This is a genomic window from Rudanella lutea DSM 19387 (assembly GCF_000383955.1).
Taxonomy (GTDB): domain Bacteria; phylum Bacteroidota; class Bacteroidia; order Cytophagales; family Spirosomataceae; genus Rudanella; species Rudanella lutea.
The window spans coordinates 6,225,236-6,243,344 of the sequence record NZ_KB913013.1; the positions used below are offsets into that span (position 1 = coordinate 6,225,236).

Genomic DNA, 18,109 nt, shown 5'->3' on the forward strand with positions numbered 1-18,109 from the left:
GTTGATGTTTTGATTGAAAGCGCTAGCTCCAAAAAACATCCCACCCATATTCGTAACCTGGGTCGTATTCCACGAGTTGATATTTTGATTGAAAGCGCTGGCTCCAAAAAACATCCCACGCATTGTAGTCACGTTGGCCGTATTCCACGAGTTGATGTTCTGATTGAAAGCACTGGCTTCATAAAACATCGCACCCATATCCGTAACGTTGGCCGTATTCCACGAGTTGATGTTTCGATTGAAAGCACTGGCTCCCAAAAACATCCCGTACATAACCGTAACATTGGCCGTATTCCACGACCCGATGTTGGCCGGGCCATTGAGTGACCTACAATTCACGAACATATAACTCATATCACTAACGCCGGCCAGATTCGGCACATCGCTGGCCGAAACCGCTAACCCATCACATCCCCAAAAAGCCCTGTTCATCGATGTCCAGCTTACCGTCCCCCACTGCCGTACATCGATCAACCGGCTTCGGTCGGTGCCATTGTCGATGATGATGCGTTGGAAGTTGGCTGGGGCAATGCTCAGGTCGATGGTGGCCCCGGCTGGCAGGCCGGTAAGGGTGGCTGTTGACCCCGTAAACGTACCCGAACCCGATGTGCTGGCGGGTACGGTCGTCCAGGTGTAGCTCACCGTGCCGCTGGTGGCTACTCCAAAACTCAACTGGTTCGGCCCCGACCCCGACGTGGCCAGGTTCCAGCGGGTGACGAAGGGCGTCTGCCCCTGCACCGTGAGGGTAAACAGCAACAACAGACCTGACAAGGCCAGTTTGTAAGAAAAGGAGGTTCTGCAATGTGGATTGACCAGAGACCTGAAGAGAGAGGTAGAGGATAAACGCATAGGATGGAATGAGTTGCTGGAAAAAGCCTGCAAGACTACATGAGACGTGGATTGTAACTGCCCATGAACCTACACAAACGCCCCTGAATCTGGTGATTCAGGGGCGTGGACAAAAGCGTGGACAAAAATGTAAACATCTGACTTACAGTGAAAAAAACTGTTAAGGGGTTGTTGTGCTTATGATTGGTGTGCAGGTAACAATGCTAGAAGAGGAATAAAGTGACGGGCTTTGTGTTTGTGGGACCGTTTGTATTTTGAAACCACAAAAAGTTTTATCTGAGCTGAATAACTAAGTGTACTTGTAGCTATAACACAGACAAAAATTTGTATTCTCCTAATAAATGTTAAACCCATTAACAAGCCAGCTCTACGGCTTGTTAATGGGTCAAAATCTATCCGTACAATGAAAAATTACCTCTTTCTTTTCATGTTGGCCGTGTCAATAGGCCTGTTTGGGTCAGCACAGAGTTTCGGACAAGCGTCTGCCTATCAGTTATCAAGTCATATTCTGGATGTTTCAAAAGGACAACCTGCCAGCGATGTTACCATTCGGTTGGAGCGGCTTAATTCGCAAAACAAACAATGGGTGCGTGTCGATGAAAAAACGACAGACCGGAACGGACGAATCTCGGACTTCTTGCCCGCTAAAACCGACAATACGGGTACGTACAAGCTAACTTTTCTGGTAGACGATTACTTCAAAAAAAATGGAGTCGCCAGTTTTTACCCGTTTATCGAGGTCGTTTTCGAGATCAAAGGGTCTGACCACTACCATATTCCCATTACCTTGTCGCCATACGGGTATTCAACGTATCGGGGAAGCTGATGGCTCGTTTAATTGGCAGAAGGGCTCAGCGGAAGCCGAATCTCAAAGGCGGTGTCGGAGGCTGAGACAACCGGCTGCGGGAGGTTGAGCATCTGGTATTTGGCAACGATGTTGCTGAGACCCACCCCGTTTGAGAGGGCTCGTGTTGCTTTGTGTTGCAGATTGTTCTGTACAATGAGCCAGCCCAGCTGATCGGTTTGGATCTGAATGTGTAGCGGTCGTTTGGCCGATACAACATTATGCTTCACCGCGTTTTCGACCAGTAACTGCAGGGTTAGGGGCGGCAGTTGAAGACTTCGGGCCGACTCTGGAATGGACACACTAAGAGTTAGGCCGCTTCCATAGCGGGTTTGCAGGAGGTGGTAGTACCCGTCAATAAACTGGAGTTCGGCGGCCAGTGTGGTCAGGTTTTGTTCGTTGCCGCTACGCAGTACATATCGGTATACGCTACTGAGTTTGTCCACAAACACTTCGGCTTTCTCGGGGTCCTCACTAATCAGTGCCGACAGCGAATTGAGTGCGTTAAAGAGAAAATGCGGATTGACCTGTTGCTTAAGCACTTCCAGTTGACTTTGCAGATTCACCATTTGCAGGCGCTCGCGTTCGCGCTCCAGTTGCTCCAGTTGTGATTTATACACCGACGAGTCCCGATTGTAAAAGTACAGTTCGTAGAGTATGAGGAAAAAGGCAGCAATCAGAAACGAGCGAAACAGGTCGAAACCAAACGGGCTGGCAGTCAGTATAATTTTGTCGACGTGTACCTGCAAGGCAACGGCCTTGCCATTATAGCCGGCCGGTGTACCGGTGTTGACGATGTGCCGCCAGAGGTTGATTCCCCAGGCGAGTACCGCCGTACCGAGGGTACAGGCCAACAGCGTGATAGCCCGTACCGAGGGTTTGCTAATCGGTAATGTGCTTCGGAGTCGGAAGTAGATGATAATGGCCCGGTTTAGGTACCAGTGCAACGTGATGGCAATCACTTTGGTGACCAACAGAATCAGATGGGTGCGGGTCAATGGCTCTCTCACCAACGGTTCGGTAAGGAAGGCAAAGAGGGTAACCAGGCTAATTCCGCCCCACCGGAGCCATCTATCTGAAATCATATGATTCATACGCCGAGGTTTGCTCGTAAACATACGCAGCGGACCGGTTGATTGTGTGCCAAACTACACTCGTCTGCACAACTTTTGGTATCAATTGTCAAAAAACCGGGACGAGTTGTAGGAACACCCAAACCGCTTAAGAGTAACGTAATCGGCACGCATTTATCAGGGGCCTGTTCATTCGGCTTTACTATCTGTCAGGAGTGGTACATGCAAAAGCGGCACTGTTGAGTAAGACAGTGCCGCTTTATTATGGAATTAAGCCAAGGCAGTTCTCTAAATTCGTTTTGAGGAATGCATGGGTCCAACCATTGAACAGACCGTGGCCAGTCGGTGGAGCTCATCGGCTTTCCATAGGTTATAGTTGCGTTGCCGCAACACCATTTTTTTTCGGTCCAGACCTGCCTGCCGCAAGAGGTCCCGGCTGATTTGCTCGGGTAAAAACTGAAACAGAGAGCTAAGCCGTTTAATGTCTGTAGCAGCTTTGCTTCCCAAACCGAGCCGCTCTGCCAGTGAGATTGTCTCGTCGATGGTCCAATTACCTACCTTTTCTTTCCGGTTTGCATACTGGACCGGAGAAAGGGCTACCGTCTGGAGCAATTCTTTTTTGTTCAGGCTTTTATCCTGTAAGCTCGATAGAACCCGTGCCCGAAGGGTTAGGTACGATTGAATCAGTTGCGCAATTTTTTCTGTGTCCATGATGTGTAGCATGAAGTGTAGCTGAGGTAGCCTGACTGGCTACCTCAGCGTATGTTAACGAACAATTTTCTTGATCGTCACAGGAATACAGATGTCTGTTGGGCAGGTACAGTTTGCTACCAGCGCCACCGTCACATCCCGGAAACAGCCCGTCTGCCGGTCGGTGAGCCGCACCGTGTAGTTGTTGGCCAGCAAGCCCGTGCCAATCACCCCAGAGACCGGTAGGCTCGTAGCGGTTGCCGGTACCGCCGTGGCCGCATCAAAGCTCGTACCCACCGAATACTGATAGGTGTACCGACGCGGATCGGTCAGGCCCGTGATGCTCAGTTGCCCGTTTGCCTGCGGTTCCGAACCTACACAGGTAGGGTTCTGGGTGAGCACCGTAAACAGGGGCACTTCTACTTCTTCGATGACGATGGGGCAACAGCCGCTCTGAGGACACTGACCGTTCACGCCCTCGTCGATCACCACCTGATAGGCACCGGGCAGGGTGGCTGTAAAGGAGTTGAGCGTACCGTCGGCGACCAGCGTAGCGGTGGTGGCACCGGGTGCGGTGAGGTACCACTGGTAGCGACTGAACCCGGTTGGAGCCTCCAGGCGCATGGCGAAGGGCTGTCCTTTACAAACCCGGTAGGGGATGGAGGTGCAGACCTGATTGTCGTTGCCGGGGATGGAGGCCGTGTTGTAGATGACCCCTTCGGTCTCAACGCTGACGCTGTAGACGAGGGTAGCCGTGGCGTTGGCGGGCAGGGAGGCAATGGCCCAGCTGCCGCCCGTGAGTGAGGGGGTAAAGCTACCAGCCGATACGGTGACAGATCCGGGTATGATAGAGATGCCAGGCGACGCAGCATCGTTGACGACGACGCTGGTGGCCGTCACGGGGCCGGTATTAGTCAGGGTGATGGTGTAGGAGATGACATCGCCAAACTGAGCGGCTGATGTGCTGACGGCCTTAGAGAGAACCAGATTCGGGCTACCGGCGCAGCTGTTGGGGGCGTCGAACGCGGCCTGTGTGGAAGCGCATTGGGGCGTCGACAGGATGGCCGTCGCCAGGAGCGAAGCGCCGTTGGCAGCGAGGTTGTCGACGGTCATCTGAACGGAGTTCGTCGTCAGCGCCGACAGGGCGAATACCTGGGTTGTCCCCCCGATAGAGATGGTGGCCGATTCGGGCTGGATCAGGTTCATGACGGTCAGGGTCGCTGTTGCCGAGAAGGTGTTGGTGGCCGACTGACACGTACCGTGCGTGACCACCAGACTAACCGAGCAGGGTGGGACGGTGTTGACCCCGATTGAGCTTGAGGTAAAGCAAGCTGGGCCAGTGGTACACGTTGCCGAATACGTCTGAGTCGGTTGGGTTGGGGTTACGACTATGCTGGTCCCGGTGCTACCATTGCTCCAGGCAACTGTACCCGCGCACCCCGTGGCGGTCAAGGTCACGCTACTGCCTACGGTGACCAGTGTCGAGCTGGCGGTGAGGTTGAGCACGGGCTGGGGCAGTACGGTCACGGTACCTACCGCGAAGGTAGTTGACGTAGCGGTAGTACAGGTGGCCGTGTAACTGGTGGTTTGCGTGAGCGCGGGTGTTACGAGTGTGTTGCCCGAAGTGCCGTTGCTCCAGCTGATCGTTCCAGCGCACCCAGCAGCCGTCAGCGTTGCTGACGTGCCGAAGCAAACCGTGGCTGAGGTGACAACCAGATTAGCGGGTGCCTCGGTATTAACCACGATTGAAGCTGAAGTGAAGCAAGCCGGACCGGTGGTACACGTTGCCGAGTACGTCTGCGTTGGCTGGGTCGGCGTCACGACGATACTGGCCCCGGTGCTGCCGTTGCTCCACGTAACGGTACCGGCGCAATCCTGAGCCGAGAGAGTCACACTACTGCCTACGGTGACCAGTGTCGAGCTGGCCGACAGGTTGAGCACGGGCTGGGGCAGAACCGTAACGGTGCCCACGGCGAAGGTAGTTGAGGTAGCGGTGGTACAAGTGGCCGTGTAACTGGTGGTCTGCGTAAGCGCGGGCGTTACGAGTGTGTTGCCCGAGGTGCCGTTGCTCCAGACAATGGTGCCAGCGCATCCAGCGGCCGTCAGAGTAGCCGAGGTGCCGTAGCAAACTGTGGCGGAAGTGACGATCAGGTTGGCGGGTGCCTCGGTATTAACCCCGATACTGGCGGTGGTGAAGCAAGCCGGACCGGTGGTACACGTTGCCGAGTAGGTCTGAGTCGGCTGGGTTGGCAACACCACAATGCTAGTCCCGGTGCTGCCGTTGCTCCACGTAACGGTACCGGCGCAATCCTGAGCCGAGAGAGTCACACTACTGCCTACGGTGACCAGTGTCGAGCTGGCCGACAGGTTGAGCACGGGCTGGGGCAGAACCGTAACGGTGCCCACGGCGAAGGTAGTTGAGGTAGCGGTGGTACAAGTGGCCGTGTAACTGGTGGTCTGCGTAAGCGCGGGCGTTACGAGTGTGTTGCCCGAGGTGCCGTTGCTCCAGACAATGGTGCCAGCGCATCCAGCGGCCGTCAGAGTAGCCGAGGTGCCGTAGCAAACTGTGGCGGAAGTGACGATCAGGTTGGCGGGTGCCTCGGTATTAACCCCGATACTGGCGGTGGTGAAGCAAGCCGGACCGGTGGTACACGTTGCCGAGTAGGTCTGAGTCGGCTGGGTTGGCATCACCACAATGCTAGTCCCGGTGCTGCCGTTGCTCCAGCTCACCGTACCGGCGCAATCCTGCGCAGTCACGGTGACGCTACTGCCTACGGTGACCAGTGTCGAGCTGGCGGTGAGGTTGAGCACCGGTTGCGGCAGTACGGTCACGGTTGCTATTGCCGACGTGGTGGCGCTGGGCGTCGTACACGTAACGGTATAATTGGTTGCCTGCGTCAGAACGGGTGTCACGAGGGTCGTAGCAGTAGTTCCGTTGCTCCAGCTTACGGTACCGAGGCAACCCGATGCCGTTAGGGTGGTAGAGGTACCGTAACAAATCGTAGCTGAGGTGACCGATACCGTAGCCGCTACGGTACAACTGGCTGGTGCATTGTAGGTAATGGTTGCAGTGTCGCAGTTGGGCAGGCTTACCGTAACGGTATGCGATCCGGTGCCTGAGGTCAGACCCGTCAACGAGTAAGCTACCGAAGTCGCGCTGGCTGCTATCGAAACAGTTGTTGACCGCGTGCCGTCTGTGATGGTAGCGGTACCGCCCGTCGTATTGGTAAGGCTGATGGTGCCGCTTACGGAATAACGATTCGTAACGGGGTCGCAGGTGCTTGGATTGGCTGTGGCTGTCAATGCACAGGGCTCGATTACATAGGCTACGTCGTACGAGAAGTTATTCTGTCCGGCTTGTCCCAACGTAAACGTGATAAGTCCCTGTCCGTTGGCGTCGGTGTCAATGGCATCGGCATTGGTGCCAGTCGCTGTATTCGCATTTTGGCTGAGCACCAACGTGTTGGCACTGGTACTTTGTGGGAACGTCAGGGAATAGCTGCCGCCCTGCGTCAGGCCCGTCAGGCTAAAGGCATAGCCGGTCGCTGCTGTGCCCGACGTGTTGGCAAAATAATATTCACCGCTGGCATTCGTCGTGACCGACACCCCGGCCGTAGGTAAGCCTGGCCCTTTGAGCGTCACAACCACGCCGGGCAATGCCGGTTCGTTCGCATCCTGAACGCCATCATTGTCCAGATCGCGCCAAACCCGGTTGCCAATCTGTATAGGGGCGGGGGCGCAAACGGCCGAAATAATACCTAATCCGTTGGCTTTTCCGTACGTGATGGGGTTGGCACCAGTTCCTACGGTGAGGTAAATCTCATACCGTTTTTCGTCGGTGCCGTTGGTCGAGTTGAACCAGTTGAAACCGCCCGACCAAACCGTCAGGGGGTCCATGGCGGTCACCACCACTTCGCCTTTGCCGGGAATGACGGCCAAACCGCCCTGAAACGTTTCTTCGTGGGTAGGTGTACCGGTTTCGGGGTAGCGGTCGAGTGCGTAAAATTCACCACCGCCGGGCCCCTGTGCGTTACCAACCCCAGTTCCAGTAAAGGCAGGGAGTGTTGACGTAGCGGGCAGTGAGCCATTACTCTCGAGTGTCCAGCCGGCACTGGTTCGGCGGGCCATCAGCACATCGCCCCCAATGTAGCCGTTGTAAAGCTGGGTATCGGTAGCGTCGGTCGAGCGTTGTTGGTAGCCCAGTTGGTGACCACCCCGGTCCATTAAACCCAATACCATGTCGCCCCGGTCGGTAAAATCGATGCTCGACAGCATGGGTTGGGCGCGGCCAATTCGAATACCGGCCGTTGAGGAACCGCCCAGAAAAAGGGACGAAAAGTTACTAACCCACGGGCTCCACTCATTACCCAGGGTCTGCTGTGTAAAGTGGATATAGCCTTTGGTGTAGTCAAGCGGAAAGCTAAGTACCGGCGTGTTGTTAAACGTCAACGTCGCTTCGTCCATCTCGAAAACAGACGCTCTGAGGTTGGTAGGGCTGGTGGCCAGGTTATTTTCGCCCGTACAAACGATGCCCACGTACACTTTGCCCCGGTACACTTTAATGGCAAATGGCCGGGCAACACCATCGGTACAGGTTGTAGTGGGGAGGGCGATGGTGAGCATGTCGGCAGCCGTAACGGTTGCTTTAGCCGGATTGCCAATATCAAGCCGGATAAGCCGACGGTTAAACAAATCAACGACGTAAAGCTTGCTCTCATCATCGGATAAGGCCATACTACCCAGGCCCACTTTGCCAACCAGGTTAAACGCGTTGGCATCAATACTTGAGTTGGTTGCAGTGGCCGGTAAATTTCGGGTTCCCAGGGTGGTCTGCCCGAGGTTTACACCCAGGTTCTCGATGTCGACAAACGTTGTACTGGTAGGTCCGCTGAGGGTGGTCACGTAAATACCGCCCAGACCCAACCGGCCCAAACCGACGTGCCGCTTCAGAAAAGCCGCTGAAAATAGTTTTTGCGTGGATCGCTGCACCGCTGAGCCCCAGACACTACCAACCTCAGAAGCTATGGCAAGGGGGGTCGGTTTAGTCGTCGATGCATCGGGAATATCGTATGGAACCAGTACGATGGCATCTTCGGCTGCCGAGGTACTACCGGAAGCCAGTGGGTCACCACTGACAAAACAGGCGACAGCAAGGTTCGGGCTGGCCTGACAGAAGTTCTGAGGGTAGTTGACCCCAAAGTTGACCCCGGCTGTTCCACCCGTAACAAACTGAACCGAAGTAGCGTTCTGTGTACCTCTTCGGCTTTCGTAATCGCCCGTCAGGAGTCCCGTAAATTCAACACGAAACGGGTTGTTTGAGCCGACTGTAAGCGTATATGACCCAGAGGCATTGGTTGTTGTGGAAAAGGATGTTCCGTTACTGGCATAGGCTGTGACGATAACACCACTAACGCCCGGTTCACCATAGGTATAGGTGCCTGAGGTCGGGGCGGGTGTGTACACGCCATTGGCGTCGAAATCTCGGAAAACAGTACCTGTAATGGTCTGTGCCGAAGTAAGGCTTGGGATAGCTCCAAACAGGCATACCAAAAGCCAGCCAAAAGCCTGCCTGACCAGCAAGGATTTGCTGGTCAGGTAACCGTAAAATTTTTTCATAGACCGGTAGTAGTATATTAAATCGACTATAGATTTACTACAACATTGCCGGTATGCAAATTTGAGACCATTAAGTATAAATCGTAGTAACAAAAATAACGTATAATTAATAGCCTCAATCTAAAATTTAGCATAAATACTTAGTAAATAGATGGTTAGGGGTTTTATTAGTATCTGAAGGCTACAGTAAATTGTTATGAATGGATAGTCAAATTACGCACGTAATATTTTTTGTCAGTTCATATAAATTATTGTGAGTAATTATACGGCTCCAAAAAGTATGCCGTAAATTCTTTCACCCAGGGTCCCATATTCAGAGTAATATCATCTTCACAAGCTCGGATTCATGGTAACTCCGAAGTTGATTTCTGGCTGTTGGATATGAATGATCACCACGCTAACATCTTAATAAGTCTGGTAGATATAAAGAAACCGGCGATAAGCGTCGGTTCAGGTAATTCCAATAGCGTCAGTGTCGTTTTTATGCCCTGCACATGGACCAAACTATAATCCATGTGCAGGGCCTATTTTACCGGGACGTAATTTTGCGGATCGATACCGGTACACAAACATCCTCCGGACAAACGCAATTAGACACCAGGGCCACAGTCACATCCCGGAAACAACCAGTCTGCCGGTCGGTGAGCCGGACCGTGTAGTTGTTGGTAGCCAGACCCGTAGCAATGACCCCGTTGGTCGGGATGCTGGTAGCAGGTACGGGCACCGCCGAAGCCGCATCGAAGCTGCTACCCACTGAGTATTGATACGTGTACCGACGGGTATCCGATAAACCCGAAATGCTCAGTTGCCCGTTTGCCTGCGGCTCCGAGCCCACGCAGGTGGGGTTCTGGGTGAGCACCGTAAACAGAGGCACCTCTACCTCCTCAATAAGTATGGGGCAGCAACCCGTTGGCGGACACGCACTGTTAAGCCCCTCGTCAATGACCACCTGATAAGCGCCGGGCAGGGTAGCCGTAAAGGAGTTAAGTGTACCATCGGATACCAGCGTAGCCGTGGTGGCGCCCGGTGCGGTTAGGTACCACTGATAGCGGTTAAACCCAGCAGGGGCTTGCAGCAAAATGGCGTAGGGCTCTCCTTTACAAACTTTGTACGGAATGGTGGTGCAAACCCGTACATCAGTATTGGGCACCGAAGCGGTATTATAAACAACCCCTTCAATACTTACGCTGACGCTGTAGATAAGTGTGGCTGTAGCTCCAGCGGGCAGGGTGCTAACCGACCAGGTACCGCCCGTGAGGTTTGGCGTAAAGGTACCCGCCGATGTCGTGATGGTGCCGGGAATAATGGTTACACCTGCCGAAGCGCTATCGTTAACCACCACACTGGTAGCAGGTACCGGTCCGGTATTGGTCAGTGTAATGGTGTAAGAAATCACATCACCGATTTGTGCTACCGTAGTACTTACCAGCTTAGTCAGAACTAAGTTCGGACTGCCCTCGCAACTGGTCGGTGCGTTGAATACCGCTGTTGCCAAAGCGCAATCGGCCGCCGAGAGCCGGGCTATGGCCGTCAGCGAAGCACCATTCGACGCCAGGTTATCAACCGTCATCCGAATGGTATTCGTTGTCAAAGCCGACAGGGTATATACCTGCGATGTTCCCCCCAGCGTAATAGTAACAGATTGGGGCTGGAGGAGGTTATTAACGGTCAATGTCGCGGTGGCCGAGAACGTGTTGGTCGCCGACAGACAAGCACCCGGTGTGACCGTCAGGCTTACCGAACAGGGCGGAACCGTGTTCACCACAATTGAGGCCGTTGTGAAACAGTTAGGACCCGTTGTGCAGGTGGCCACGTAGGTTTGGCTCGACTGAGTGGGCTGTACCACTATGCTCGAACCGGTGCTACCATTGCTCCAGGTTACTGTACCGACACAGACCGTGGCCGTCAACGTAACACTGTTGCCCGCTGTAACCAGCGTTGAACTGGCCGAGAGGCTAAGTACTGGCTGGGGTAAAACCGTAACCGTTCCAACAGCCGACGACGTGGAGGTTGCCGTGGTACACGTCGCCGTGTAGCTGCTGGTTTGGGTTAGGGTAGGCGTTACCAGGGTGTTACCTGTTGTACCATTACTCCAGGTCACTGTACCGACACAGCCAGCGGCCGTCAGGGTACCCGACGAACCATAGCAGACCGTTGCCGAGATAACCACCAAATTAGCGGGTGGTTCGGTGTTGATCACGATACTTGCCGTAGTAAAGCAGTTCGGGCCGGTGGTACAGGTAGCCGAATAAGTTTGGGTAGTCTGCGTGGGCATCACCATAATACTCGTACCCGTTTGCCCCGTATTCCACCGTACGGTCCCAACACAACCCGATGCTGTCAACACCACATTTGTTCCTACTGTCACCAGGGTTGAGCTGGCCGAGAGGCTTAAAACAGGCTGCGATAACACGGTCACGTTGCCTACCGCAAAGGTACTTGAGGTGGTGGCCGTGCAGGTAGCTGTGTAGCTCGTCGTTTGAGTCAGAGTTGGCGTTACCAATGTGTTGCCCATGGTGCCGTTGCTCCACGTAGTTGTACCGGTACAACCGCTGGCTGTCAGCGTGGCGGAGTTGCCGAAACAAACTGTCGCTGAAGTTACCGAAATACTCGCACGGGGAGCGGTGTTGATCACGATGCTTGCCGTGGTAAAGCAGGCCGGTCCGGTGGTACAGGTGGCTGAGTACGTCTGAGTGGTTTGCGTTGGGGTTACCACAATGCTTGTGGTTGTTTGCCCATTACTCCACCGAACCGTACCTGCGCAACCCGCAGCCGTCAGTGTGACATTTGTTCCTGCAGTGACTAAGGTCGAGCTGGCGGTGAGGTTGAGCACGGGGCGTGGTAGAACCGTAACGGTGCCTGTAGCCGTGGTGGTTGAGGTAGCTGCTGTACACGTTGCCGTGTAGCTTGTTGTTTGTGTCAGTGTCGGTGTAACAAGGGTGTTGCCCGTGGTGCCGTTGCTCCACGTGACGGTGCCAATACAACCGCTGGCTGTGAGAGTTGCCGAGCTACCGAAACAAACCGTTGCCGAAGTGACAACCAGATTAGCTGGTGGAGCCGTCTTGATCACAATGGAAGCCGTCGTGAAACAACCCGGTCCGGTGGTACAGGTAGCTGAGTAGGTCTGTGTCGCCTGGGTGGGTGTGACGGTGATGGGGCTACCCGTTGCGCCATTGCTCCAGGTTACCGTGCCCACGCAGCCGCTGGCCGTCAGGTTTACATTTGTGCCCGCAGTTACCAGTGTTGCACTGGCGGTGAGATTAAGTAGAGGCGGAGGCAGCACGGTCACTGTTGCCGTTGTTGTCCCCACACAGCCATTGACTGTACACGACACGCTGTACTGCGTGGTTGTCTGTGGCGCAACCGTTATCGATTGGGTAGTTGCATTATTCGACCAACGTACCGTGCCCGCACAGTTTTGCACCGTTAGTACAGCTGATGAGCCTGCACAGATGGTTGTGCTGGCTACCGTTGGAGCGGGTAAGGGATTCACGGTTACCGAAACGGTTACTGTCGACCGGCAGTTGGGTGCACTGGTTACGGTCACCGTGAACGTATTAACACCAACGGGCAGAGCTGTGGCCGTTGCAGTGGCCGTTGTTGCCCCCGTCAGCGCGACCCCGGCGGGTGCTGCCCAGGAGTATGTGTAGCTACCCTCCGGCGTCACGTTGGCAACAAGCCGCACTGGTTGACCAACGCATATCGTATTGCTGGGTGATGCCTGAGCTGTGACGGTGAGCGTACAGGGTATCTTCACCATACCGAAGTCGTAGGTATGGTTTGTACTGCCCGGATCACCCGTAGTCAGCTTGATACACGGGAGGCTGGTGCCACTCACTACATCCAGTTTGGCGTCGTTATTAATCGTTGTGGTTCCTGTATTGAGCGTTCCACTTTCGCCCGGCGTCAGGGGCGACACATCGGTGAGGGCCAGCCCCTGGCTCGTTACTACCGTACTGGAGCCAAGGCTTGCCAGAACCAGTCCATACGTGGTGTTAGCTTGCAGGGCCGTGGTCACAACGGCCGACGTACTCGTCACCGTAGTGCTGGCTGTATTGGAGAAGTAATATTCACCGGCAGCGTTGGTGGTAGCACTGGCAATGATTGTGGTTTTTGTGGCGTTGTAAAGCCGCACAACGGCCCCGGCAATAGGTGGCTCACAAGGGTCCTGAATACCGTTTTGGTTATCGTCGCGCCATACGCGGTTGCCAATCTGAATTGGAGCTGGGTTGCACAATACCGTGACGCCCCCCCAGTTATTCGACTTGGTGAAGTTGGTGTTTTCAAATCCAACGTTGGTGTAGTCACCCAAAATCCGAACGTCGCGAGAGCGCTCGCCGGTTACCCGGTTCAGCCACGTTACGCCCGACGTACCGCTGAAGTAGACGTTGTCCATGGCAGGAGCCACAATTTCTGAGCGGCCAGGAATGTAGTCAATGGTACCGGCCATCATGGCTCCTTCTGCACCCACATATTTAAAGAACCGACCCCGCGAGCTGGTGTTGCCCCCGGCAAAGTTGGGTTGAGTAACGCTCCAGTTTACGGTCGATACCATTGAACCCGCTACAGCATTGGCCTCCATCTGCCACGTGGGTGCGGCATCGGTACCGGTATTGGCAACCCGGTGCAGCAACCCGCCCGCTACGTAAACAGACGAGTGGATGATATCGTGATAGCGGTTTCGGGTAGCCACAACCATCCCGTATTTCCCGTCCGGCTGCTGGTCGAAGGCTACCTCGCCAAGCCAGGGGTGTGTATGCTGGCTCGTTGTGGTAAACCCATTTTCGTAGAACGTGGTGTTGGGGGTAACCACATCCCAGGTGTGTACAATCTGATCGTACCAGAACGCGTCGTTGGGGTTTGTTGCCGGAATTGTGATGTTCAGCGGGATGGTAGTTTCGAGCCGGAAGTCTGCCGACGAAGGGGTCGTGTCTTTGGGATCAAACGAGTAAACCAGGCCGCGTACGTTGGTTAGCGTAGGACCGGTACAGGTAAGCGTGGCGTACACCCGCTTTGTGGTGGGGTGCACACCCAGACCCAGAGCAGCCCGGTAGGGGCGTCCATCAGACCAGGTTCCGGTCGGGCATGCATCGGTTGGAATTGGGAACCGTTTTATTTGGGTGGATACAGCCGCTCCGGTTGTTTGATCGACCGGAATGACCAGAACCTCCTGAGTTCTGAGGTTTACCACGTACAGCTCACTGTCATCGTCGGCCATCCGCATCGACCCAAGGCCAGTATAACCAATTTTGGCTGGGTTGCTATTAGTGATACCGAATGTTGTGGGGCTTGGGAACGTGTTATCGGTAGCATATGTACCGGCATAGCCTGCGCCAAACACCGTTTCGAGGTCCAGCCAGGTAGTTGGTGCTGCGGGTGTCGTCGTGGTATAGTTGATTCGATAAATGACCCCTTCGCCAAACCCGTTGCTTCCTGTTTTCATAGGGGCATAAGCCCGCATGTAAGACCCGGTAAGCAGTTGCCGGTGGGTTTTGTCGTAGGTCAGGCCAAATGTAGTTCCCACACCACCCACGTTGCCAATGGTGCGCTTCGCAACAAGCGGATAGGTACCCAATGGGATAGCCCAATCACGATTGCTATCGGTGGCCTGACGCGCCGTAAAATCATCCCCATCAGCGTAGGTAAAGTCAATAATGACCGGCTCCGAAGTGAGGTCGGTGTTTCGGGCAAAACACACAACGGCTACCCGGGCGTCGTCCTGACAATACGAGCGAGGGTCGCTCAGGCCCAGGCTGACATTGCAGGAAGGCGACCGTACAAACTGCACCGATGTACCACTCTGTGCACCGTACATCGACTGACCAAACTGTGTGGGGATATTCGAGAACTCCACCCGGTACGTGACCCCATCGGTAAGGCCGCTTACCTGGTAGTTACCGGCCAGATCGGTGGTTGTAGTAGCTACGAGCGTGCTACTCCCCGACGGGCTGCAGGCGAAAACACGAACCGTAATGTCCGACAAACCGGGGTCGGTGTTGGACCGAGCCCCGTTGGCGTTAAAATCATTATATACAACTCCGCCAATGCGGCCCGGACCCGACACGCAGGAAGTGCAGGCTTCGCCCGTAACCGTAAAGGTATCTGGCGCCGACACACAACCATTTGCATTAGTCAGCGTAGCTGAATACACATTGGTGGCCGCGTTGATGAGGGGCGTAATTGTGCGGGTTGTCGCCCCCGTCGACCAGCGGTAGGCGCTGCCCGGTGGGAGTGTTAGGGTGGTGGAGCTGCCCTGACAAACAGTGGTGCTTCCGCCAATAACTGTAGCGGGGGCAGGTCGTACGTTCAGAACGAAGCTGTCGAAGATGAAGCAGTTTGCCAGCCCGGAGTCGACAATGGCGTACACGTATAAAGTTTGCGTAGCTGTTCCTTCGTTGGCGGGCACCGTTACAATTCGGCTCGACGATTTGGTGCCGCTGATTGACGACGCGGCTATTGTCCCTATGGTGGTACCGCCGGAGTACATCGCCGTTCCCGATTGTGGACTGGTAAAATACACAAACCGAATCACCTCAGGGGCAACAGCATTGTTCGTCACGGTCAGGGTTAGTGCCGTGTTTGCGCACTGCGTGATGGTGCCCGAGGAGGGCGACGTAAATGAAAGAATGGTAGGACAGGTAAAAAAGCTGGCCGCTACTGTGCGGCTGTCCTCTGTCAGAACTTTGATGTTTGTTGATGGTCGGGCCGGTTTAGCAACCGCTATGCCCTTTGAGTCGTTATAATTGAGCCTATTATGCGCCGATATGGCAAGGGTTTCTGAGGTTGTAAGCCCACCTAAAATAAAGATCCCGAGCGTGAGTAGGGTTATTAGCCACCTTCCGGGTAACACCGCAAAAAAGTTGCCTGTGGTTGGGTACGTTGGGAGGTAAATTTTTTTCATAGACCGGCCTGTATAAATACTTAAATGGGTGTGCCATTACCCCAGTGATACGGGGCAATTTAGGTGCCATATGGTCGATATATGAATACTTAAAGGGCTGTTTGTATATGTGTATAGCGGATTCGTAAGTGTATTTATCGCTGAGAATAGAGCAATAATGCTTAAAAATGATTTCGTTCCTAAGTTGTCGACGATAACGTATAAAAGAATGCCTTAGTATTCATTTATGTTACCTTTTGTCGAATATTCATAAACTTATTGCAAGCAAATTTCAAGCCAACTAGTCTTAGGGGTCGGATAAGTTGCGTATAAATGAAAGAAAAAACGCCTTATCGTTTATAGCATTGTCTACAGCTTGCACGCAAAAAACTGACCAGGGTTATCTGTTCATAGTCAATTCATGCTACGAATTGTATCAAGCTAAGTAAAAGTTGCTATGAGTCTGTTAAGCGTGATGCATGGTAAAGCTACACGCGTCCATACAGTCAAACATCACCGAGTTGTTAATACCCCTACAACCAGAGAAAAGCAGCATGGAAGTGCAGACAAAATTACCCCTGTACGCCCTGGAGCGAAAGCTCAATCACTTTTCTTTCCGAAGTGTAATACCCCGTCGTTCAACCGGCCAAACCGAATGGTAAAGAGGTCTTTCAGGTAGTTCTGGTATACCTGCCACGGTCGGCGCGAACCCTGCTGCGGCAGTAAATGTGCCGCCCGCTGCACATACCCCGACGTGAAATCCAGAAAGGGGCGGGGCTCCACATGGGGCTGCCGCCGGGGTACGACCGTTGCGTACCCATGACGGTCCATGTACCGCAACAGCCGACACACATAGCTGGCAGTCAGGTCGGTTTTCAGGGTCCAGGAGGCATTTGTATAGCCAAATGCGATGGACAAATTGGGTATATCGCTCAGCATCATTCCCTTGTAAGCCATTAATTCGCTCGTCTTGTAGGTCCTTCCATCGACCGTTAACGCTATGCCACCAAAGAGTTGAATGGTCAGGCCGGTCGCCATGACTACTACATCGGCTGGTACGTGTTCGCCCGATTTTAGGTGCAGATTGTCGGCCGTGAAGCGCTCAATTTCATCGGTGACTACCGACGCTTTGCCGGCCCGAATGGCCCCAAACAGGTCGCCGTCGGGTACCAGGCAAACCCGCTGATCCCAGGGATTATAGCGCGGGCTGAAATGCCTGTCCACATCGTAGTCGGGGCCGAGTTCTTCCCGCACCAGTTGCACCAATTGTTTTTTTGCCAGCTTTGGCCACTGCCGGGCTATCCAGAAAACAATTACTCGTTGCACCACATTTTTCCAACGAATGAGCCGGTAAGCCAGCCGTTCGGGCAGGAGTTGTCGCATCCGTTGTGCTAAGGTGTCTTCGCCGGGCAGGGCCACTACGTAAGAAGGCGACCGTTGCACCATTGTGACATGTTTGGCCGATTGGGCCATGGCGGGCACAAGCGTCATGGCCGTGGCTCCGCTCCCGATCACTACTACGCGCTTGTCGGCATACGAAACATCGCGTGGCCAGAACTGGGGTAAGATAATCGGGCCTTTGAAATCGGCTTCGCCCGCAAACGTGGGCCGGTGCGGATGCTCGTAGCTGTAATACCCGCTGCACATGTACAGAAACCGGGCCTGAATTGACTGCTTAACTCCCGTGGCAACGTCCTCTACCTCGACCGTCCAGAGTGCGTCGGGCGATGACCAGGATGCTCCGACTACCTTATGCTCAAATCGAATGTGGGGCATAATACCATACTCATGAGCGGTTTCTTCAATGTATTGGCGGATGGAAGGGCCGTCGGCAATGGCCCGCGGATTCGTCCATGGCTTGAATGCATAGCCGAGGGTGTACATGTCGGAATCGGAGCGTATACCGGGGTACCGAAACAAATCCCAGGTGCCGCCCAGGGAGTGCCGGGCTTCCAGAATTGCGTAGCGTTTGCCGGGGCATTCGTTCTGGAGCCATACGGCCGTGCCAATGCCCGACAGGCCAGCGCCAACAATAAGTACATCAAGGGGAGAGTCGTCGCGGAATAACGGAGAGGAAGACATGGAAATGCATCAGAACTGTAACGGGCTGCAAGATACAGTACGGGTAGAGGATTTGGACAAATGTCCTGAATCGCG

At 54.2% G+C, this 18,109-nt stretch carries 7 protein-coding genes; 1 reads left to right on the forward strand and 6 read right to left on the reverse strand.

Annotation, left to right across the window (positions count from 1 at the left end; all coding sequences use genetic code 11):
* A partial coding sequence (locus RUDLU_RS29035) for a BspA family leucine-rich repeat surface protein (RefSeq protein WP_169578080.1) occupies positions 1-771 on the reverse strand: 771 nt, incomplete at its 3' end.
* A 481-nt stretch (positions 772-1,252) separates the two neighbouring features.
* On the opposite strand from RUDLU_RS29035, the gene uraH reads away from it, so the two are divergent.
* On the forward strand, positions 1,253-1,675 hold the full coding sequence (gene uraH / locus RUDLU_RS0125400; protein ID WP_019991267.1) for a hydroxyisourate hydrolase: 423 nt from the start codon (positions 1,253-1,255) through the stop codon (positions 1,673-1,675).
* 8 nt (positions 1,676-1,683) lie between these two features.
* On the opposite strand, the gene RUDLU_RS28305 is transcribed toward uraH, so the two are convergent.
* From RUDLU_RS28305 to RUDLU_RS0125425, 5 genes are all read right to left on the reverse strand, one after another.
* Positions 1,684-2,787, reverse strand: coding sequence for a sensor histidine kinase (locus RUDLU_RS28305; protein ID WP_044130896.1), 1,104 nt, complete (start codon positions 2,785-2,787; stop codon positions 1,684-1,686).
* A 267-nt stretch (positions 2,788-3,054) separates the two neighbouring features.
* Positions 3,055-3,477, reverse strand: a complete 423-nt coding sequence (locus RUDLU_RS0125410; protein WP_019991269.1) for a hypothetical protein — start codon at positions 3,475-3,477, stop codon at positions 3,055-3,057.
* A 54-nt stretch (positions 3,478-3,531) separates the two neighbouring features.
* Positions 3,532-9,072 carry an SdrD B-like domain-containing protein gene (locus RUDLU_RS0125415; protein WP_019991270.1) on the reverse strand — a complete coding sequence of 1,847 codons (5,541 nt, stop codon included), beginning with the start codon at positions 9,070-9,072 and terminating at the stop codon, positions 3,532-3,534.
* Between the two features lie 529 nt (positions 9,073-9,601).
* Positions 9,602-15,973 (reverse strand): SdrD B-like domain-containing protein, encoded by a 6,372-nt coding sequence (locus RUDLU_RS0125420; RefSeq protein ID WP_019991271.1) that lies wholly within the window; start codon positions 15,971-15,973, stop codon positions 9,602-9,604.
* 579 nt (positions 15,974-16,552) lie between these two features.
* Positions 16,553-18,034, reverse strand: a complete 1,482-nt coding sequence (locus tag RUDLU_RS0125425; RefSeq protein ID WP_019991272.1) for a flavin-containing monooxygenase — start codon at positions 18,032-18,034, stop codon at positions 16,553-16,555.
* Positions 18,035-18,109 lie beyond the last annotated feature (75 nt).